Below are 20574 nucleotides of genomic sequence, written 5' to 3' on the forward strand. Positions count from 1 at the left end.
ACTTTTCATCATCCGTGGGTGCGTGGTACGTCATTTTCCCATAAACGAGCAGACTCGTGAGTGCGAGAAGGGCGAACGCTACTACGCCGGCGCCGGCGATCAGGATTTTGCGTAGGAGACTCCGGCGGGGAGGCGGCGGTGTCGGCTGCGGCGGAGATTGCCAGGACGGCTGCAAGAAATGCTGTCGCTGATCATCCTGCCGAGGCGTCTGACCCGGCCAGTTGCCGCTAGGCGGCTGCGAGTATGACACAGAAATTCCTACGTAGTCTCAGAAAGGGTGTTCAAGGCAGTTACTCGCACCGCCACATATTCATAGTGTTTACCACTCGACATGACAAGTGGGAGCGATCCGAGTTGCCTGACTGAGCGGCGTAGAAAAACCAAAGAAAGCGGGCGCAATGCGACTGAGTTCCCGCCCGCTGCTCGCTCGGCCACTACAAGTCAGCAAGTCCGCTGGCGGTCTGACGTCCTTGAGGAGCCACCTCAGGCCCGCGCTCCCTCTGCAGCTACTGCTGAGGCGGCCACTGCCCGTGCGGCGGAGTGGGCTGCTGTTGGTACGGGTTCTGCTGCGGTGCAATCTGCTGCTGATACGGGTTCTGCTGCGGCGGAGAAGGCTGTTGGCCATAGTCCGGATAGCTACTCGGGCCACCGGGACCGCCGTTGTTGTTCTTGTTGCGTCGGGACAGCTTCACAATCAGGAGAACGATGAGACCGATCACGACCAGGGCAACGACACCGAGGACGACGAAGAAGAGCATCTGCTTCTGGTCTGCCTTTTCACTATCGGCGGCTTCGCCAGCGCCCGACGCGCCGACATTCGGAGCAGCAGAGGCGCCCTCGCCTGAGACCTTGAGCGGGCCGTATTTGGATCCTGCAGGAATATTCTTCGTCAGCGCATTAATGGGATTAATGATTCCGTAGCCGTACTTCTCGTCCGGTAGGGAAATACCCTTAGCTGATGCAGGAGTTACAGCAGTCTTCACTAGGCGGTTAGCGATCTGTCCCGCGGTGAGGTCGGGGAATTTAGACCGGAGCAACGCTGCGGCAGCAGATACGAAGGCGGTGGCGTCTGAAGTTCCATCTCCGATACTGAGCTTATTATTACCAGGCCAGCCTGCGTGCACAATGCGAGTAGCTGGAGCAGTAAGAAGAACCTCGGGCCCGTAGTTAGATTTATCCCAAATCTTGCCACTACTGTCCACGCCCCCGACAGTTAGCACGCCAGGATATTTCGCGGGAAACTGAATATTAGCGCTACCATTATTACCCGAACCGGAAACAATCAAGACGTTATGCGCAAGCGCATATGTCACGGCCTCTCTGTCTTGCGGGAGATCCTGTGTCTGAAATTCGGAAACGCTAATAATTGAGGCACCGTGATCCACCGCGTAACGGATGGCGTCCGCGTAGCCCTCGGTACCCGACCGAATGGGGAGGATCTTGGCATCTGGCGCTAGCCCCTTGACGCCATCGTCTCCTTCTTGACCATGCCCATGACCGGCGATAATCGAAGCCATTGCCGTACCATGGCCTGATCCCGAATTATTCCCCTCAGGGCTTGCGTCATCATCGTTGTCCTCGAAGTCTCGCCCCTCGAGCACATTCCCCTTAAGGTCAATATGGTCGCGATTAACCCCGTTATCGATGACGGCGACAGTGACGTCCTTGCCAGTTGAGACCTTCCAGACCGACTCAGCTTGCAGTGCGTCCAGCGCCCACTGGTCACGCCTAGTTTGATCGGCGAAAGTTGCGGGAGCCGCTGCCAGGATCAGAGCGCCAGTCAACGCTGTGACACTCAGCGTATGCAGCGTTCGTTCGAAGGCCATTTCGTCTTCCATCTCCCGTTACCCAACGTGGGCGTGGTCTTCTGGCCACGCCCACGCATCCTGTCACTTGTCGCTGAGTATCAGCCGACTACTCGATGACTGGAGGGGCCGCGTTGGTCTGCGGGGCCCAGGTCTCTTCGTCCTCGACCAGGTAGTCGGGACGCTCGCCCTCATGCTGCTCGTCTTCTTTACGGCGACCAGTGCGCGAACCGGGGGCGCCTGCGATACCACCCTTTCGAACGGCGCTGGCTCCTCCCTTTCCTGTGGCACCACGGCTGCTGTGTAGGCCCGAGCCACCGGCTGTGCCTCTGCCCACACCAGCACCGGACTTGGGCGTGCCGCCTACTACGCCACCACGAGCCGTGCCTCCGACACGTCCAGCTGCACCCTTGGCAGCACCTGCACCACCAGCGCTGCCAACGCCAGCGCGGCCTGCCATGCCTCCAGCTCCTGCACGACCGACCATGCCGCCGCGAGCGGCACCGGCTCCAGCCGCACCGCCGACCGCACCACCGACGAAGCCAGCACCACCGACACCACCACCAGCGCCAACTGATCCACTACCGGCCATGCCTGCGCCACCGCCTGTCGGCGCACCAGTGCGTCCACCGGCGATGCCATCAATCGCTGTGCCTACATTCGGGGTCTGCGGCGTCGCCTTGTGCGCGCCACCGGTGATGCCCGACGGGGGAGTCACAGACTTAGTGGAGGCGATCGAACTGGTCTGGCCAGCACTGCGAGCGCTGCCCGCCGATACCTTTTGCGGACTTCGCGTTGCGGTCCCAGTAGGCATGATCACGGGAGCAGGGGCAACACCGCCACTAGGATCGCCAGGATAGTCCTGGGAATCCTCAATGTGGCCTTTCCACCTCCCCATCTCCAGGGCTCGACTGTTGTAAGCCGCCCCCAGAATCTCCATCTGCTCAGCCATCTTGAGCTGAGCTTCTCGCCCTGCCGAGAGGCTGCCCTCCTTATTGGCGAGGACATCCCCCGAACTGGCGCCATTTCTAAGGGCGTCATCGGCAGCCGGACCGCCATCTCGGTCGCCGAGATCTCCAAGATAGTCCGCCGCGCTGGAGAGCTTGCCTGGTTTCTCCATCGCCATAACCGTTTCCCTAACGGTCGACAGGATCGCAGCCGCACCTCGGAGGGATGCCGCGACGTGGTCTGCGTAGCCGGCACTGTCGGCGATCGTCTTACTGATCTCCTGTGCCCGCTGCCTGAACAGCTCCGCGCTCTGACCTTCCCAATGCGCCAGGACGTGCTGGACAGCGGTTTCAAGGCCTTCCTTGATACCGCCGCTTCCGATGAGTTCGTTGCTCAGATCAGCCCAACCCTGAGCCACCGACTTCACGGTTCCTGCGTCTGCGCTTTGAACCATGGCCTTCATCTGGTCCATGTCGCAATCAAGCCCGAATTTCGTGGTGGGCTTTGCTGCGAAGCACTGGTTCGCGGGAAGGTATTCCAAACTGCCGATGCCCTTGCCACCCATGGCTACTGTCCCCTCATCTCCATGAAGCAGAACACCTGTCACTTCCCCTGGAATGCGGCATAGTTATCCGCTTCGGCATCGCTGAACGAATCGTGTGTCTTCTTAGTCTTCTGACCGAAGTCGTCCAGCAGGTCTTCCAGGTATTGGACAACGCCCTCAAGGACTTCCTTCATCTGGGCATGAGCCGTGTACAACGTCTCCGCCTCCCCGAAGCCTGTCCCGAGTGCCCCCTGCGGCAGGTACGTCTTGTTCTGAACGCTCGCCTTGGACGTCGACATGTTCTTGAGAACGCCGTTGAGCTTGGTGATCGTCCCCTCGATCTCACTCAGATCGACCTTGTACTGCTCAGCCATAATGCTCAGCTCCCCGTTGACTCCACGTTGTTACCCACACCCTGCTTGCGTCGCCAGTCGCTCAGGACCCGTCCGCCGCCGAACAGCAGCAGCACCAACGCGAACCCCGCCGCCAGGACGTACAGCGCGTACCGTTCCGTGCGTTGCTGTTCGGACTCGCCGAGGACCAGTGTCGCGGCCTGGACGTTGGCGGAGTCGCCCACAGGGCCGACCGAGTCCGGCTTCGGGCCGTCGGCCGAGGGCGTCGTCGTGTCGTCGTTGACCGCGGCGGCCGGGTCGATGACGCCCCAGCCCACGAAGTCGTCGCGGCCCGACTTGGTCCGGTCCGCCGTCTGCTCGATCTGCGTGATGACCTGCTTGTAGGTCCAGTCCGGGTGCTTGGCGCGGATCAGGGCCGCCACACCCGAGACGTACGGGGCCGCGAAACTCGTACCCTGGTCGACGCAGTTGCCGCCCACCGGGACGGTCGAGACCATGTCGATGCCCGGTGCCGCGACGCCCACGAACGGGCCCGACTGGGAGAAGGGGGCGCGGGCGTTGTTGCGGTCGGATGCCGCGACCGCCAGCACGCCCGGATACGCCGCCGGGTACGTCTCCTTGACCTTGCCGTCCGCGCCGTCGTTGCCGGCCGCCGCGACGATCAGAGCGTCGTGCTTGTCCTGGGCGTACTCGACGGCCTGCCGGAAGTTCGCGTCGACCGCCGGGTCCATCTTCGACGCGGTGTCCTGCGAGATGTTGATGACCTTGGCGCCGGCGTCGGCGGCGTACTTGATCGCCTGGATCATCGTGCCGACATTGCCGCTGCCCTGGTCGTCGTTCTGCCGGACCGGGATGATCGTGGCTTCCGGGGCGAGGCCGACGAAGCCGGTGCCGTCGAGCTTCCTGGCCGCGATAATGCCGGCCACCTTGGTGCCGTGGCCCACCTTGTCGGTCCGGCCGTTGCCACCGGGGTGCAGGTAGTCCTTGCCGTTGGCGACGGCGCCGCCCTTGAGCTGCGCGTTGACGGTGTCGACACCGGTGTCGATGACGGCGACCTTGACGCCCTTGCCCTTGGTGTCCTGCCACAGCTGGTCCAGGACCACACGCTGCAGCGACCAGGGTGTCCCCTTGATGATGTCGGACGGGAACGAGCAGCTGGTGTCGTCGACCTGGAAGCGCACGTCGTCGTCGGCCAGGGTGGTCCGCACGCGCTCGGCGGCGGCGATCGGTGTGGCCCCCGCCAAGGGCAGCCCACAGGCCAGAACCGCCACGGCGGCGGTGCCTGCGGCGCTCCGACGCGCGGCGCGCGATGCCCCGGATCCCACTGTGTTACGTCCTCCCGTGTTGTTCCTGTACGGGACGCATGAACCGGCAATGAGCGGAAAAGTCCATACGGCCCGTGAACCGCCGATGGGGGCGAGCGCGCTGTCGCGCACCCGCCCCCATCAGGCGATCACGTCAGCCGCCCCAGATCTGGGCGTTCTTCGACTCGGTCGCCTGGTAGTTCTGGGCGGCGCTGTCGAGCGCCTTGGCGATGGCCTCCAGCGTCTGCTGCATGGAGGCGGCACGCTGGTCCCACTCGGCCTGCTTGGCGCGGTAGGACTCCTGCGCCGTGCCTTCCCAGCTGGCGGAGATGCGCTTGACGCCGCTCTCCAGCTCGTCAAGCTGCGTACGGATCTTGCCCGCAGTGCTGCGGACGTCCTGCGCGGCCTGGGAGATCGTGGCGAAATTTACAAGAATCTGCCCGGACATCTCTTCTATGTCTCCTCAGATGTGTGGATGGTCGGTCACGGACGTGCGCCGCGGCGCACGGGTCCGATCATCCGAAGGGGGACGAGGCCGCGATGTTCTGGATGGACGCGCGCTGCTCCTCTTCCGAAGCCGCGTAGGCCTTGGTGCTCTGGTCGATCGCTTCCTTGATGTCGTTCAAGATCTGGTTGATCTTGTTGGCATCCTGGTTCACCTGCGACTGCAGGTTGTTGTACGCGGTGGCCGCCGAGCCCTTCCAGCCGCCCGTGATCGTGTCGATCACGGTCTGCAGGCGGGAGATTTCGCCTTGGATCGAGGAGTTGACCGAGGAGATCTTGCCGCTGAACGCGACCATCTCCTCCTCGGTCATGGTGAACTGCTGTCCAGCCATGTTGTGTCCCCCATGAGACGTAGGAGTTCTGAGTAGACCCTCACTCGGAACGCCGACACCGAATGGTGGCAGGCGTATCCCGTCCGGTCTGCTTCCACTCTAGTCGCATCCGCCGACAGAGCGAACATCAGTTGGGGCCCTGTAGCAAGATCGCGATGAAGTCAACTCACCATTTTCACAAGTGCGTTCGTGAAGTGTGAGTGACACGGGATCCGGGAGCGGGGTTACGACCCCTGCGCCTGCTCGGCGTTCCCGCTGCTCAGTTCCGGCCCCGCCGCCAGCAGGTCCGCCCACGCCGCCGGTACCGCGACCGGCTTGATCTTGCCGTAACCGAGCCTCACCTGAGCGGTGTTGGTCTGCTGCTGGGTGTTGTTGTCGACCTTCTCGCCGCCGGTGACCTGACTGTCGTTCGTCGCGGGGACCGAGTAGCGCAGCCCTGTGTCGGTCACCAGGAAGGTGCTGCCGCCACCGGCGTCGGCCCCGGTGAGGCGCTTGAACAGCAGGCCGCTGCCGGGTGAGACGTAGGTCCTGGAACCGCTCTGGGAGAGGTCCTTGGGATAGTCCTGGCCGGACCAGACCGTCATCAACGGCCTGTTGGTCTTCTCGTTCTTCTCACCGCCGTGCCAGACACTGCACGAGATCTTGTTGCCGCCCTGTTCCCAGTGCGTGTTGGCCTGGACGACCGGCTCCTGGGGCCAGTTCATCTCGTCCATCCACTGGCCGGTGTCGGGGTGGATGTCGTTGAAGCCGACCTTCACCGGCGCCGGCGTCTGCCCCGGGTACACGGTGTTGATGAAGGGGCTGCGCAGCCACATCTGTGCCGCGAAGTCGGAGACGGGCTGGACCCTGTCCTTCAGCACGACGTATTGCTGCTGTCCGGCTCCGGAGTCGGCCACGAGGACCATGCCGACCTTGGAGAGGTTGGGCGCGAGTCCCTCGACGTTCGCGTCGGCCCCCGCGTCCTTCGCCATGTTCGGGAAGTCGAGGATCCCCGCCACGTTGAGCGTCTTGAGGAAGTCCTGGCTGACGCGCTGCGGCTGCTTGCCGTCGCCGAACACCGCGCGCTCGATGTCCTGGAGCGTGTTCTTGCTGGCGAGCCGCCACGCCTTGCCGCCGATGAGGTACGCGCTCCCGTCCGCGGTGACCATGTACCGCGGACCGTTCCCGCTGATCGAGTTGGGGTCCTTGGGGCCCTCGACGTACAGGACCTGGCCCTGCTTCAGCTCGCTCTTGTTGTGGAGCAGTTTGTTGTAGTCGCCCTTGTCCAGCACGTACGTCGCGCTGACGGGCTGCCCGTCCTGGCCCGGGGACTGGCACAGCGCCCAGGTCTTGACCGTCTCCGCGTCCGAGGCCGACGGCAGCCGATCCGGCGCGAACGGGATCCCCACGGTCGCGCCCATCGGGTACTTGCTGTTGTCGAGCACCGACTCCTTGATCTTCATGACCTGGGGGTTCTCGCCGTTCAGCAGCAGCTTGGCGGAGGCCAGGTTGAGGACCGGGTGCAGGCTGAGCTTGTTCTCGCCCTTGGTCTTCACCAGTACATAGCGCGTCGTCGACTCGCTGCCGACGAGGATGTTCTTGCCCTGGCTGTCCCAGCCCTTCGGAGCGGTCGGGCTGAGCATCCCCCAGGCGCCGAATCCGATGAGCACCAGCGCCGCCACACCGAGACTCGGCAGGACCGTCTTGAGGGGACGCGGCGCCGCCTCTTCCGAGCCGTGCGGAGACGGCTGAAGAAACGCCGCCACCGTGCGCCTGCGCGCGAAGGAGTAAGCGTTCAGCTCATCCCGACGTGTCGCCATCGATGGGTCAACTCCCCGTTATTTCGCTTTGTTGCCGGATGCGGAACTCCCCAGGGCCGCCCGGTACTCCGTGGCGTTTGCTCCTGCAGGGGCCTCTACTATGCCGTGTGACGATCGCACCGTACGGTACGGGGTACGGTGATCCGCCGCCAGCTCGAGTCGCGGCCAGACAATGCAAAGGGGTTGTACCGGGGGATGAGCACTGCGACCAGGTCCCGGCGCCGTAACGGCAGCCGTCGTACCCAGGAGAACCAGGGGCCCGGGCAGGTGCCGGAACCGGCACAGCCGTCCTCGACCCCGAGGCCCCCGAGTCCGGCCTCGCCGTCGCTCGCCCGGCGCCCCGGCAGCATCGGCCCCATCCGGGTCCAGCAGCTGGTCGGTTTCGAACTGGCCGCCGCGGTCCTGCTGATCGGCTGGCTGCTGCGCCCCATCGGTCTCACCGTCGGCATCGTGCTGGCCGTACCGCTGGTCCTGGCCGGACTGCTGCGCCGCCGCGGCCGCCCGCTGCCCGAGTGGTTCAGCACCGCCCGCGCGCTCCGGGACCGCCGCAGGCGCAACGCCGAACCCGTGCCGCCCGGCACCGACCCCGGCTTCGCCCCCGCCGTCGAGTGCGACCCGGCGCTGCGCACCTACAGCTTCCAGGACCGCGAGCAGCGCGAGATCGGCATGCTCGGCGACGGCACCTTCCTCACCGCGCTCGTACAGGTGCAGGCCGCGGACACCCCCCTGCGTCCCGCCTACGGCACCGGCGACATCCCCCTCGATCTGCTCCAGGGCCTGCTGGACGTGGACGACATCCGGCTCGCCTCGGTCCAGATCGTCCAGCACACCCAGCCCGCCCCCGCCCCGCACCTGCCCCCGCAGGCCATGGCGGTCCGTTCCTACGGGCCGCTGCAGGCCCAGAGCATGACGCCGGGGCTGCGCATCACCTGGGTCGCGCTCAAGCTCGACCCGGAGCTGTGCCCGGAGGCCGTGAAGGCCCGCGGCGGCGGTATGCAGGGTGCCCGGCGGGCGCTGCTGCGGGTCGCCGACCAGCTGGCCAGCCGGCTCATGGGAGCCGGTATGCAGGCCAAGGTGCTGAGCGAGTCGGACATCTGCGGGGCCATCGCGACCTCCAGCTGTGTCAACCCGATGGCCACCACCGGCGGTGCCGCCATGGACGGCAGCCGCTCGGGCCGCCGTACGGCCGAGACCACCCGTACCTGGCGCTGCGACGACCGGCTGCACACCACGTACTGGATCTCCAAGTGGCCGCAGTTCGGCGGCGCCGGACCGGCGTTCCCCCGACTGGTCGGCGCGCTGACCTCCGCACCCACGCTCGCGAGCACCTTCTCGCTCACCCTCTCCAGGCAGCGCGGCAAGGTCCTGGCCCTGTCCGGGCACGTGCGCCTGACCGGCCGCGGTGAGAACGAACTGGGCGAGGCCGCCCAGCACTTGGAGCGGGCCGCGTCCGCGTTCAAGGTCGGTCTCGTACGGCTCGACCGTGAGCAACTGCCCGGAGTTCTGGCCACCCTGCCGCTGGGAGGTACCCGCTGATGTCCACTCCCACCATGCGTCCCTCCGGCCGCTCCGGCTTCGGATCGTCGTCCACGCCCGGCTTCCCCGGGCAGCGGCCCGGGCATCTGCCCCGCTCCCCCGAGCCCGCCCGGCTCGGCCCCGAGCGACGCCTGCGCGCGGCCTTCGGTCTGCTCGGTCCCCGGCGTGAGCGTCACCTCGTCGACGCCGACGTGCTGTCGCAGCTGGCCCTGCCGGTCGGCGACGACGGTCTGATCCTCGGCATCGACCAGGACAACCAGCCCGCCGTGCTGGGCCTGTGCCGTCCCACGCGCCTCGACATGGTGCTGGTGGGCGGCACCTGGATGGCCCAGGTCATCGCCCTGCGGGCGGCGGCGATCGGCGCGCGCGTGGCCGTCGAGACGGCACGTCCCCAACTGTGGGCGCCGATGGCGCAGGCGGCCGGTGGTGGCCAGCAGTGTGTGACGGTGCACCAGGTGGGCCGGATCGCCCCGCAGGGCCCGTCCCCGGCCAGCCCCGTGCTGATCATCCGCGACCTGGGCATCCGCCCGCCGCGCAGCCGTCTGACCACGGCTCCCTGGCAGTCGGTGCTGACCCTGCTCCCCTACCTCGGCCCCACGGCGCCCCGGCTGCTGGCCAACGCGGACGTGGTCGGCGTACAGCGGATCTCCCCGCAGGAGTCCCAAGTGGTCGGCAAATCCATGCGGTTGCCGCAGGGTGACGCGGCCTCCCTGCCGTCCCTCGCCGACAACGTGGCCCTGTGGTGCACGCAGAAGAGCCGGCAGTACGTCATGACCCAGCCCACCGACGCGGAGACCGGTCTGCTCGGGGCGCCCCGCCGGATGGACTGACGGGCGGCCTCCGGTGCGGGCCAAGGTGTCGGCCCTACACACGAGTTCGTGACCGAACCGTTGCGCCGTGTGAGGGGGCCCAGGCCAAGTAGGGTGCTCGTGCACGAGGTTCGCTCATGAGAAAGGGCCCGCCGACCATGACCGACGCGGACGACATCGCCGCAAAGACACCGGACGAGGACGTCAAGGCGCGAAAGGCGAGGGAACGGGACGAGCTGTACGGCCTGGACATCTCCGGCGTCGAGTGGCACAGCGCGCCCGGCACCGAGGAACACGAGGAGCGCGTCGAGATCGCCTATCTCCCCGAGGGGGCGGTGGCCATGCGGTCCTCCCTGGACCCGGACACCGTGCTGCGGTACACGGAGGCGGAGTGGCGGGCGTTCGTACTGGGCGCGCGCGACGGCGAGTTCGACCTGGAGCCCGCACCGCACGACGGCGGACCGACCGCCGAGCAGGCGGAGTAGGCGGGAGCAGGAGGAGCAGGCGCGTCGGCCGGACCCCGGGCCGGGGCGGAGCCGGCCGCCCCGGGCTTCCAGAGACAGACAACCGTCACAAGGCCGACATCGCGGCAGGCACCGCTCCGTTGCGCGCGAGAGCACAGCGGACGGGCCTGCCCCGCCGACGCGTGTGGCGTTTACGCTTGATGCGGGTGCGGCGCAGGAACCCACGGGTGGGTTGTTCGCGTTCAGGGGACTTCAGTCGGATCGGACCACAGGAACGGTCGCCCCCAGCCCGGCACATGAGTGCCCACACGGCACGAGGGTGCTCGACCAACCAGGAGGAATTGTGCAGAGCGATCGGGACGGGCTGCGCGCGGGCTGGACCACGCCCAGCGACGACCAGTCCGACGCGGAGTCCGCCACCGAGATGACGGGCGAGTTCACCATTGACTACGCCGCCCCTGCCTGGTACACGCAGAGCGCGGCGCCCGAGGCCGAGCCTCCCGCACCCTCCCCTGCCCCCACCGCGCCTGCACCGCACCCCGGTTACCCCGATACGTCCGGTTCCGTACCGTCGACTCCCGTTCCCGGCCAGCACTTCGACCCGGCCGCGGGTCCGGCCGGCGCGACGCCGCCGCCTCCGCCTCCGCCGCCGTGGGCGGGAAACCCCGCGGCCCCCCAGCCGCCGGCGCCCCCGAACCCCCAGAGCGGCTACGGCTATCCGCAGCCCCCCGCACCTCCGAACCCGCAGAGCGGTTATGGCTATCCGCAGCCGCCGGCGCCCCCGAACCCGCAGAGCGGCTACGGCTACCCCCAGCCGCCGGCGGCCACGGCACCCCCTGCCGCTCCGACGCCTCCCGCGCCCCCGCACCCCCAGAGCGGCTACGGCTACCCCCAGCCCCCCACGGCCACGACGCCCCCCGCACCCCCGGTAGCCCCGGCACCTCCTACGGCTCCTGTGGCCCCCGCGCCTCCCACGGCGCCCGTGGCCCCCACGCCCCCGGCGGCCCCCGGCCCCTCCGGTGCGGACGTCCCGGCCTCCACCGGCGGTGACGCGGAAGGCCGTATAGACCCGCCTTCCGCCCCCGCCACGACGACGAGCGCGGCGCAGCCCCCCGCGGCCCCGTCGGCGGACGCTCCCACCGCACCCGAACCGCCGGCCCCCGCCGAGCCTCCGCGGGCTTCCGCGGAGGCGGAGGCGGACGCGGATGACACCGCACCGGCCGCACCGACCCCGAGCGAGACGGCATCCGCCTCCGCACCCGGCTCCGACGGCGAGCCCGGCCCCTCCGGCGAGGGCGCGGACGCCCCCGAGGCTCCGGCCAGTGCCCAGGCGCCGGAAGCAGAAGCCACGGCACCGCCGGCCGCCGCCCCGAGCGATGACGCCGGGACCGCCGCGGAGCCGCAGGCCGCCGCACCTGAGTCCCTGGCCGCGCAGACCGCCGTACCGGAGCCCCCGTCCGCCCCGAGCCCCGCGCCCGAGCAGCCCGGGCAGCCCGAGGCCGCACAGCCCCCCGTGCCGGAGCAGCCCGACGCCCAGCAGCAGGAAGGCTGGCGTCCCCCGCCGGCCCCGCAGGGCGCCGTACCGCCGCTCCCTCCGCAGTTCGCGCAGGCGGCCCCCGGTGCGGCGCCGTCCGCGGCCCCGGAGTGGACGACGGGTGGTCAGCCGCAGCCGCCGTCGCAGTCCGGCGCCCCGCTTCCGCCCACCCAGCCGGCGGCCGCGGCGGCACAGCCCCAGGCACCGCAGCCCGCCCCCTCGGGCTGGCCGGCCACCCCGCCGCAGCCCGACGGCCAGGCGCCCCAGGGTGGTTACGGCTTCCCGCAGCCCCCCGCGCCCCAGAACCCGCAGAGCGGCTACGGCTTTCCCCAGCCCCAGCCCCAGCCTCCGGCTCCGCAGCCCGGCCAGGGCGGCTACGGCTACCCCCAGCCGCCCGCGCCCCCGAACCCGCAGGGTGGTTACGGCTTCCCGCAGCCTCCCGCGCCGCAGCCCCACCAGGGCGGGTACGGCTACCCCCAGCAGCAGGCCCCCGCGCAGCCCGGCCAGCAGGGTCAGCCGGGTCAGCCCGTGCCGCCGCCTCCCGCCCAGCCTCAGGGCCGGCCGGGACAGCAGCAGTTCCCGGGACAGCAGCCGCCGCAGGCACCCGGCCCCAATCCCTACGCGGGCGCTCCCGGCCAGCCGGGCGTGGACCCCCGTACCGGTGCCGGCTGGCCCGCCGCCGTCCAGCACGACCAGCGGCAGCAGGTCGCGGGCGCCGGTGCGCCACTCGGCTACAACGCCGCGGTGGAGCTGACCTCGGACCGGCTGGTCAACAGCAAGAAGCAGAAGGCCAAGAGCAGCCGTCCCACTCCCGGCGGCTCGAAGTTCAAGCTCGGCGGCAAGAAGGAGGAGCAGGAGAGGCAGCGCAAGCTCGACCTCATCCGCACCCCGGTGCTGTCCTGCTACCGGATCGCGGTGATCAGCCTCAAGGGCGGCGTGGGCAAGACGACCACGACGACCGCCCTCGGCTCCACCCTCGCCACCGAGCGGCAGGACAAGATCCTCGCCATCGACGCCAACCCGGACGCCGGCACGCTCGGCCGCCGGGTGCGGCGTGAGACCGGCGCGACCATCCGTGACCTGGTCCAGGCGATCCCGTACCTCAACTCGTACATGGACATCCGCCGGTTCACGTCCCAGGCGGCCTCGGGCCTCGAGATCATCGCCAACGACGTCGACCCGGCCGTGTCCACGACGTTCAACGACGAGGACTACCGGCGCGCGATAGACGTGCTGGGCCGCCAGTACCCGATCATCCTCACCGACTCGGGCACCGGCCTGCTCTACAGCGCCATGCGCGGGGTCCTGGACCTCGCCGACCAGCTGATCATCATCTCGACGCCGTCGGTGGACGGCGCGAGCAGTGCCAGCACGACGCTCGACTGGCTGTCGGCGCACGGGTACGCGTCCCTGGTCTCGCGGTCCATCACCGTGATCTCAGGAGTGCGCGAGACCGGCAAGATGATCAAGGTCGAGGACATCGTCACGCACTTCGAGCAGCGTTGCCGTGGCGTCATCGTCGTACCGTTCGACGAGCACCTGGCGGCCGGTGCCGAGGTCGACCTCGACATGATGCGGCCGAAGGTCCGGGAGGCGTACTTCGACCTCGCCGCGATGGTGGCCGAGGACTTCGTGCGGGCCCAGCAGGAGCAGGGCCTGTGGACGGGGCAGGGCGGTCACCAGCCGCCGACCATGGCTCCCCCGATGCCGGGCCAGCAGGCCCAGCCGCCGGCCGCGCAGCCGCCGTTCCAGGGCTTCCCCGGCGCCCAGCCCGGCCAGCCGTGGCAGACCGGCCAGCCCGGTCAGCCGCAGCCCGGATTCCCGCAGCCGCCGTACGACCCGAACGCGGATCGGCCGCCGCAGCAGTAGCCGAAGGAAGAGGGCCGGCACCTTGAAGGTGCCGGCCCTCTTGCTTTGTCCCTACGGCCTTCAGCCGCCGGCGGCCTCGATCAGCTCACGGCACCGCTGCACGTCCACGGCCATCGCCTTGAGCAGCGCGTCCAGCGACTCGAACTTCTGCTGGCCGCGCACATAGGCGAGGAAGTCCACCGCCACGTGCAGCCCGTACAGGTCGAGCCCGACGCGGTCGATGGCGTACGCCTCCACCGTGCGCTCGGTGCCGTCGAACTGCGGGTTGGTGCCGACGGAGATCGCGGCCGGCATCGCCTCGCCCTGCGTGTGCAGCCAGCCGGCGTAGACGCCGTCGGCGGGGATGGCGGTGTGCGGGAGGGTCTCGACGTTGGCGGTCGGGAAGCCGAGTTCACGGCCGCGCTGGGCGCCCCGGACCACCACGCCCTCCACCCGGTGCGGGCGCCCCAGGATCTCCCCGGCGCCCTCCACGTCCCCCTCGGCGACCAGGCGCCGGGTCAGGGTGGAGGAGAAGGGCTCGCCACCGCCCGCCGCGCCGGTCACGTACAGGTCGACGACCTCGACCTCGAAGTCGTACGTCTTGCCCTGCTCGACGAGGAAGTCGACGTTGCCCGCGGCCTTGTGGCCGAAGCGGAAGTTGGGGCCCTCGACGACCGCCCTGGCGTGCAGCTTGTCGACGAGGACCTTGACGACGAACTCGGCGGGCGAGAGCTTCGAGAACTCCGTGGTGAAGGGGAGGATCAGCAGCGCGTCCACGCCCAGCTCGGCCATGAGTTCGGCGCGGCGGTGGTGCGGGGCGAGCAGCGGCGGGTGGCTGCCGGGGCGGACGACCTCGCTGGGGTGCGGGTCGAAGGTGACGACGACCGAGGGAACACCCAGCTCGCGCGCGCGGTCCACGGCATGCCGGATGATCAGCTGGTGCCCGCGGTGGACCCCGTCGTAGGAACCGATGGTGACGACGCTGCGCCCCCAGTCCTCGGGGATGTCCTCCAAGCCACGCCAGCGCTGCACTGTGACCGCTCCTCGTCGAACCCGTGTCCGTATTGACTCTTGCGACTTACGCAGGTCTAAGGGTGCCATGCCGCGTGCCCGTCGCTCGCATCGGCATGGGGGCTGTGACCCGACGCACGCGGGCCGGGAGCCTCCGCACACCCGCCGGACTCGGCGGACTCAGGCGGGAACCCGCACCCCGGCCAGGTTCTCGATCATCCGCCGGGTGCCGGGGCCGACGACCGCCGCCCACTCCTGGGGGCACTCCGCGAGCCAGTCGGCCACCAGCGTGGCGAACCCGGGGACATGCCGGCCCAGGTCGACGAGACCGACGTCGAAGCGGGTCGCGCCGTCCGGGGTGCGCACGAGGAGGAGGCCGATGCGGTGGACGAGGTCGCGGATGTCGGTGTCCGCGCGGGCGGCCGCCGCGGGCAGCAGGGCGACCAGGACCGCCGGCTCCCGTTCCCGGGCCAGGAGAAGGTCGAGGAGTTCCTGCCGCAGCGGGCGCGAGACGGGAACGCCCGGCCCGGCGAGTACGGCCGCCAGCGCGGCCCGCACTCCTTCCGGGCCGCCGTCCAGCAGACCGGTGACCAGTGGAAGGAGCACGGCCCGGGCGGCGGGCCCCTGATCGAGGCGCCGGTCGACATACGCGGCCACGTCCCCGGCGGTCTCCGGGCGCCGCTCCACCACCTCCCGCACCAGCACGGCCACCCGGCGGGCGAGCGCGGGCGTGGTGACGTCGGCGAGCGTGCGCAGCACCTCCCCGGCACCCGGCCTGCGCAGCCGCTCCCGGAAGGCGTCCAGGACCGGATCGGGGTCGGTGGCGAGCGCGGGAACCAGCGCGCTCGGCGGGAACTGCGGGTCGCCGGCCGCGAAGTGCCCGAGCGCCTGCGGGAGATGACGGGCACGCGTGTGGGGATCGCGGACCAGCAGGGCGAGCGCGCCGCCGTGCAGGGTGCAGTCCTCGGGGCGGGCCAGCAGGGCGAGGGCCGCGTAGCGCAGGAGCTCGCGGTCGGCCTCGGTGCGCACATGCGGCGCGGCGCGCAGGCCGTACGCCAGCGCCGCCACCCGTCGCGCCGGCCGCTCGTCGTGCGCCCACCGGTCCACGGCCCGGCACACCGCCGACGGCTCCTCCTCGGCCAGTACGGCCAGCAGTTCGTCGGCCCGCCGGTGCGCACAGCCGACGAGGACCTCCGCGAGGTCGTCCAGGGCCCGGGTCCGGTGGGTGTGCAGCAGCGCCTGCGCGGCCTTCGCCACGGTCGCGTGCGGGGTCGCGGGCAGGGGCCGTTCGTCGTCGAACCAGCGGGTGAGCTGCGGCTGTACGGCGGTGGGGTCGGCGGCGAGCAGCTCCGCGACGGCGTCCAGGAATCGGGGTCCGGGTTCGTGCGGCGGCCCGTCGGCGAGGACGAGACGGCGGAGCAGGTCGAAGCGGGTGCCCGGCGAGAGCCGCAGGGCGGTCCAGAAGGCGGGGCCGAACGCGGGCGGGACCGGTTCCTCTCGGTGGCGCCCGGCCACCAGGCGGTCGGCGAGCTGCCGCAGGACGTCGGTGTACGGCGTCGCGTCGGGCACGCGCAGCAGGGTCTCGGTGAGCAGCCGGGCCGCCCACCACGAGTGCGGGTCGGCGTCGAAGGCGTGCAGCAACTCCTCCAGCCGGTACGCCAGTTGCGGGGTGCCGTGCTGGCGGGCGACCAGGAGCAGGGCCTGGACGACGGGCCCGATGCGGTGGTGCGGCACCGGGAGGGGGTGTGGTCGGCCGGTACGGGGACGGCGGACCAGGGCGCGCAGGGCCCCGTCCAGGTCCAGGTGCATGCCCTGGATCCAGTCGGCGAACTCCTCGTGGGCGAAGCGGTAACCGCTGCCGGCGAGGACGAGCAGGCCCTCCGTGAGCACGGCGGACGCCCAGCCGGTGCCACCGAGCCGCTTCGGGGCCGTGCCCCAGGGGAACACCGCCTCGAACGACTCCCGGTCGAGTTCGCCCCGCCCGGGGCCGAGGCTGCGGCGGGCGGCCTCGTGGACCTGGCCGGCGACCTTCGCGGCGAGCCGGCGGACGGCGGCGCCACGCAGGCCGCTCGCGGTGGCCAGCCGTACCGCGACGCGCAGGCACATGAGGTCGAGGTGGGCCTCGAAGACCTGGTCGCGGTCCACGGGGGCGTGGGGCGCCTGCGGGAGGGCGGCGCGGACCTCGGAGAGGAGGCGGAGGGTGAGGGGGTGACGGGCGTCGGAAGCGGCGAGGACGCCCTCGGGGAGGGCGTAGCGGGCCCGGGCACGACGGGCCTCGTCGTCGGTGAGGTCGCCGAGGCGTAGGCAGGGCGGGAGGTGTCCGTCGGCGTGGCCGTGCAGCAGCTCCTTATGGAAGCCCGCCTCCTCCCAGTACTCCTCCCGGCACGCCACCACCAGCCGCGCCCCCGTCTCCTGCAGCCACTTCGCCGTGCCCTCGGTCCACTCGGCGAGGCGGTGTGCCGGCACCGGGGGCATCTCCTCGGGGCCGTCGAGGAGGAGCAACAGGGGGCGGCCGGTGGTGCGGGACAGCCGGGCCAGCCGCTCGGGGGTGAGGTCGCCCAGGTCGGCGGCGACGGTGTCCGTGGCCACGATGCGGGCCGCCCTGGTGAGCGCGCGGCGCGCGGCGTCGGCCACCGAGGCGTCGGTGTCCTCCAGGTCGGCGCCGCGCAGCCAGAGTGTGGGGGCCGGGGCAGGACCGCGGTGGCGGCGGGCGGCGAGGGTCGCGAGTTGTGTCGTACGGCCGCTGCCGGGCGGTCCCACGAGGCCGAGCACGGGGGCCGGGCCCTCGGTGAACGCGTCCAACTCCCTGGTGACAGCGGCCCGTTCGACCGGCGCCGTCATGTCCTGCCCGCCCATGGGACCGGCCAGTGCGCCGGGCGGGCCGTCCTGGCCCACCGAGGTGGCCGTCAGCTCCAGCACACCGGCGAGGTTGAGGTCGGCGCCGTACGCCGGGACCGTCGCGGCGTTCTCCGCGAGCAGGTCGGCGAGGGGGCCGGTGCGCACGGAGCCGAGCGGGACCGCGTAACCGCTGTCGCGCTGGCCGCTCTGCAGGGCGGTGCCGAGGACGGCGACCACAGCGCCGGTCTCCGCGTCGAGCACGGGCCCTCCGGCGGCCCCGCCGCCCAGCCGCAGCGCGTCCCGTCCGGCGGTGCCGATGGCCAGCTCCAGGACGTCTTCGAGGATGTGGCAGCGGTCGGTGGCCGTGTAGGTCACGCAGGCCGCACCCAGCACACGGGCCTCGCGCCGGCAGCCGGCGAAGAGCCGGACGTACGTACCGGTCCCGACGGTGTCCCGCACGGAGACAGGCAGCGGGTGCACGCCGAGTCCCTCGGTACGGATGAGCGCCAGATCCAGTTCGGGCAGCGGGGTCACGGCGTCGGCGGTCACCACGCAACTGCGGTCACCGGCGTGCAGAACGAGCCGGGCCAGCCCGTCGACCGCCTCATGACTGGTGACGACGGTGCCACGGTGATCGGCGACGAACCCGGTCCCCCGAGGCCGGCCGGCCAGATCCCGAACCCACACGAGCTCCTCGTCGCGCCCGGCCTCGGTCCCCCGCTCATGAGCTCCACGCCGCCCCCGAGCCCACCGGGAACGCGGGCCCCGCGACCCCGGCCAGGCCCCTTCACACGGACCGGCCTCACCGGCCTCACCGCTGCGACCCGCTCGGTCGGCATGAGCACACCCATCACCTCGGCCGGTGCCCCCGCTCGGACCTGCCTGGCCGACGTCATCCCTCCGACCGACCGGACCGGCATCAGCCGCGCCGACGGCACCGGAGGCGACAGGCACCGTTTCACCGACGGAGTCACCCCCTGCCGCCATGGCCGAACCTCCCCGCCGTACGCACGTTCCTGTTTCGACCGTAGGCGTGCGGTGATCAGCGGGACAGATCGCGTCGTGAACGCGCCCCCTTCCACACCCCCGGTTCACTCCGAGCGCCTGCCCGAGCGGGTGAATGGAAGGGGAGCGGCGGATACACCCTAGGGGTGGGGGAACCGAGGGGGGACCGTGGAGCGGCGGCACAACCCCGTGATCGCCGCTCCACGGGCAGACGGCCTCGGTGCCCCCACGGTCCGCGTCAGCCGAAGACGGCCAGGCTCTTGGCCTTGCCCTTCTGTTCCTCGACCAGTGCCAGGAAGTGGCCCTCGGGGTCGAAGACGGCCACGGTGCCGGCGCCCGCGTACTCGTCGGGCATGTCGAGCCGTACGCCGTTGATGAGCAGCTTGGCCCGGCGGCCGTCGACGTCCCAGCGGGGGAAGGCGGCTGCCGCGGCCTCGGCGATCGGCATCACCGTCAGCTCCTGCTGGAGCTGGTCGAGGGTCCTGGCGGAGTCCAACTTGTACGGGCCCACGCGGGTGCGCCGAAGGGCCGTCAGATGGCCGCCCACGCCCAGGTCGGCGCCCAGGTCCCGGGCGAGCGCCCGGATGTAGGTGCCGGACGAGCAGACCACCGACACGACCAGGTCCAGCACGGGCGTGCCGTCCTCGGCGACCGCGTCCCGGACGTCGTACACCGCGAACGAGGAGACGGTGACCGGGCGTGCGGGGATCTCGAACTCCTCGCCCTCCCGTGCCCGCTTGTACGAGCGCACTCCGTCGATCTTGATGGCGCTGACCTTGGAGGGCACCTGCATGATGGCGCCGGTCAGCTTGGCGATCCCGGCGTCGACGGCGTCGCGGGTGACCTTCGAGGCGTCGTGCGACCCCGTGATCTCGCCCTCGGCGTCGTCGGTCAGGGTCGTCTGGCCGAGCCGGACCGTGCCCAGGTACTCCTTCTCGGTCAACGCGAGGTGCCCGAGGAGCTTGGTCGCCTTCTCGACACCGAGGACCAGCACACCCGTCGCCATGGGGTCGAGGGTGCCGGCGTGTCCGACGCGGCGGGTCTTCGCGATCCCGCGCATCTTGGCGACCACGTCGTGCGAAGTGAAGCCCGACGGCTTGTCGACGATGACAAGGCCGTCGGGCGTCCGGTTCTTCTGCGTCATTCGGCGGCGTCGTCCGTCTCGTCCTCGTCGCCCGGCTTCCGGTACGGGTCGGCGTCACCGGCGTACGCGGCGCCCGCGGACACCTCACGCACCTTCTCGTCGGACTGGCGGGCCTTGTCGAGGAGGTCGTCGATGGTCTTGGCGGTGTCGGGCAGCGCGTCCGCGACGAAGGTCAGCGTCGGCGTGAACTTCACACCCGCCGCCGCCCCCACGGCGGACCGGAGCACGCCCTTGGCGCTCTCCAGTCCGGCGGCCGCCGCCGCCCGCTCCTCGTCGTCCCCGTACACGGTGTAGAAGACGGTCGCCTCCCGCAGGTCACCCGTGACCCGGGTGTCCGTGATGGTGACGTTCGAGCCGAGCCGCGGGTCCTTGATCCCACGCAGCAGCTTCTGGGCCACCACCTCTCGGATGAGGTCCGCCAGCCTCTTGGCGCGCGCGTTGTCGGCCACTGGTCCGTCTCCTTAAGTACTTACTTGTTGCTTCAGTCTTCGTCGCTGTGGAGCCTGCGTCGAACCGAGAGCAGTTCCACCTCGGGCCGCCCTGCGACCAGTCGCTCACAGCGGTCCAGTACGTCGGTGAGGTGTCCCGTGTCCCCGGAGACCACCGCGAGCCCGATCTCGGCCCTGCGGTGGAGGTTCTGGTTGCCCGTCTCCGCCGCGCTCACCGCGTACTTGCGCTGGAGCTCGGCCACGATCGGACGGACGAGAGAGCGTTTCTCCTTCAGTGAGTGGACGTCACCGAGGAGCAGGTCGAAGGACAGAGTCCCCACATACATGTGTGTCCGGATGTCCCGCCG

The 20574-nt window shown here is 70.1% G+C and carries 17 protein-coding genes; 5 read left to right on the top strand and 12 right to left on the bottom strand.

Annotation, left to right across the window (positions count from 1 at the left end; all coding sequences use genetic code 11):
- Positions 1 to 506: 506 nt before the first annotated feature.
- The gene (locus tag ABZT93_RS13070) at positions 507 to 1826 is read right to left on the bottom strand and encodes a S8 family serine peptidase (protein ID WP_356103066.1); all 1320 of its coding nucleotides are present in this window, start codon (positions 1824 to 1826) and stop codon (positions 507 to 509) included.
- A gap of 345 nt (positions 1827 to 2171) precedes the next feature.
- Entirely contained in the window at positions 2172 to 2435 is a 264-nt protein-coding gene (locus tag ABZT93_RS13075; protein ID WP_356103068.1) for a hypothetical protein, read from the bottom strand.
- A 247-nt stretch (positions 2436 to 2682) separates the two neighbouring features.
- Between ABZT93_RS13075 and ABZT93_RS13080 the strand changes: the two genes are divergently transcribed.
- Positions 2683 to 3381, top strand: coding sequence for a hypothetical protein (locus ABZT93_RS13080; protein WP_356103071.1), 699 nt, complete (start codon positions 2683 to 2685; stop codon positions 3379 to 3381).
- Here the strand turns inward: ABZT93_RS13080 and ABZT93_RS13085 are convergent.
- The 5 genes from ABZT93_RS13085 to eccB all read right to left on the bottom strand — a co-directional run bounded on the left by ABZT93_RS13085 (position 3357) and on the right by eccB (position 7589).
- Entirely contained in the window at positions 3357 to 3671 is a 315-nt protein-coding gene (locus ABZT93_RS13085) for a hypothetical protein (RefSeq protein ID WP_356103074.1), read from the bottom strand. The two genes, ABZT93_RS13080 and ABZT93_RS13085, sit on opposite strands and share 25 nt — an antisense overlap.
- Before the next feature lie 5 nt (positions 3672 to 3676).
- On the bottom strand, positions 3677 to 4975 hold the full coding sequence (gene mycP, locus ABZT93_RS13090) for a type VII secretion-associated serine protease mycosin (RefSeq protein ID WP_356103076.1): 1299 nt from the start codon (positions 4973 to 4975) through the stop codon (positions 3677 to 3679).
- A gap of 133 nt (positions 4976 to 5108) precedes the next feature.
- Positions 5109 to 5402: a WXG100 family type VII secretion target gene (locus tag ABZT93_RS13095; protein WP_057616722.1), complete on the bottom strand. Its 294-nt coding sequence runs from the start codon at positions 5400 to 5402 to the stop codon at positions 5109 to 5111.
- Positions 5403 to 5469: 67 nt separating this feature from the next.
- Positions 5470 to 5790 carry a WXG100 family type VII secretion target gene (locus ABZT93_RS13100; RefSeq protein ID WP_007385064.1) on the bottom strand — a complete coding sequence of 107 codons (321 nt, stop codon included), beginning with the start codon at positions 5788 to 5790 and terminating at the stop codon, positions 5470 to 5472.
- Between the two features lie 224 nt (positions 5791 to 6014).
- A complete protein-coding gene (gene eccB, locus ABZT93_RS13105; RefSeq protein ID WP_356103079.1) occupies positions 6015 to 7589 on the bottom strand; it encodes a type VII secretion protein EccB in 1575 nt (524 codons plus the stop codon).
- A 267-nt stretch (positions 7590 to 7856) separates the two neighbouring features.
- On the opposite strand from eccB, the gene eccE reads away from it, so the two are divergent.
- The 4 genes from eccE to ABZT93_RS13125 all read left to right on the top strand — a co-directional run bounded on the left by eccE (position 7857) and on the right by ABZT93_RS13125 (position 13801).
- A complete protein-coding gene (gene eccE, locus ABZT93_RS13110; protein ID WP_356103575.1) occupies positions 7857 to 9125 on the top strand; it encodes a type VII secretion protein EccE in 1269 nt (422 codons plus the stop codon).
- Positions 9125 to 9955 carry a hypothetical protein gene (locus ABZT93_RS13115; RefSeq protein ID WP_356103081.1) on the top strand — a complete coding sequence of 277 codons (831 nt, stop codon included), beginning with the start codon at positions 9125 to 9127 and terminating at the stop codon, positions 9953 to 9955. Before eccE ends, ABZT93_RS13115 begins: the two co-directional genes overlap by 1 nt.
- Positions 9956 to 10092: 137 nt before the next feature.
- Positions 10093 to 10419: a DUF397 domain-containing protein gene (locus ABZT93_RS13120; RefSeq protein ID WP_356103578.1), complete on the top strand. Its 327-nt coding sequence runs from the start codon at positions 10093 to 10095 to the stop codon at positions 10417 to 10419.
- A 322-nt stretch (positions 10420 to 10741) separates the two neighbouring features.
- Positions 10742 to 13801, top strand: coding sequence for an SCO5717 family growth-regulating ATPase (locus tag ABZT93_RS13125; RefSeq protein ID WP_356103085.1), 3060 nt, complete (start codon positions 10742 to 10744; stop codon positions 13799 to 13801).
- A 60-nt stretch (positions 13802 to 13861) separates the two neighbouring features.
- On the opposite strand, the gene ABZT93_RS13130 is transcribed toward ABZT93_RS13125, so the two are convergent.
- The 5 genes from ABZT93_RS13130 to ABZT93_RS13150 form a co-directional block, all read right to left on the bottom strand.
- Entirely contained in the window at positions 13862 to 14812 is a 951-nt protein-coding gene (locus ABZT93_RS13130) for a bifunctional riboflavin kinase/FAD synthetase (protein ID WP_356103087.1), read from the bottom strand.
- Positions 14813 to 14971: 159 nt separating this feature from the next.
- Positions 14972 to 18316, bottom strand: a complete 3345-nt coding sequence (locus tag ABZT93_RS13135) for a trypsin-like peptidase domain-containing protein (protein ID WP_356103089.1) — start codon at positions 18314 to 18316, stop codon at positions 14972 to 14974.
- Between the two features lie 556 nt (positions 18317 to 18872).
- On the bottom strand, positions 18873 to 19778 hold the full coding sequence (truB, locus tag ABZT93_RS13140) for a tRNA pseudouridine(55) synthase TruB (protein ID WP_356103091.1): 906 nt from the start codon (positions 19776 to 19778) through the stop codon (positions 18873 to 18875).
- Positions 19775 to 20227 carry a 30S ribosome-binding factor RbfA gene (rbfA, locus tag ABZT93_RS13145; RefSeq protein WP_037708684.1) on the bottom strand — a complete coding sequence of 151 codons (453 nt, stop codon included), beginning with the start codon at positions 20225 to 20227 and terminating at the stop codon, positions 19775 to 19777. Before rbfA ends, truB begins: the two co-directional genes overlap by 4 nt.
- A 32-nt stretch (positions 20228 to 20259) precedes the next feature.
- Complete coding sequence (locus tag ABZT93_RS13150) at positions 20260 to 20553, bottom strand: DUF503 domain-containing protein (protein ID WP_020122665.1); 294 nt, start codon at positions 20551 to 20553, stop codon at positions 20260 to 20262.
- Between the last annotated feature and the right edge of the window lie 21 nt (positions 20554 to 20574).

It is taken from the genome of Streptomyces sp. NPDC005303 (assembly GCF_040607335.1).
Taxonomy (GTDB): Bacteria; Actinomycetota; Actinomycetes; order Streptomycetales; family Streptomycetaceae; genus Streptomyces.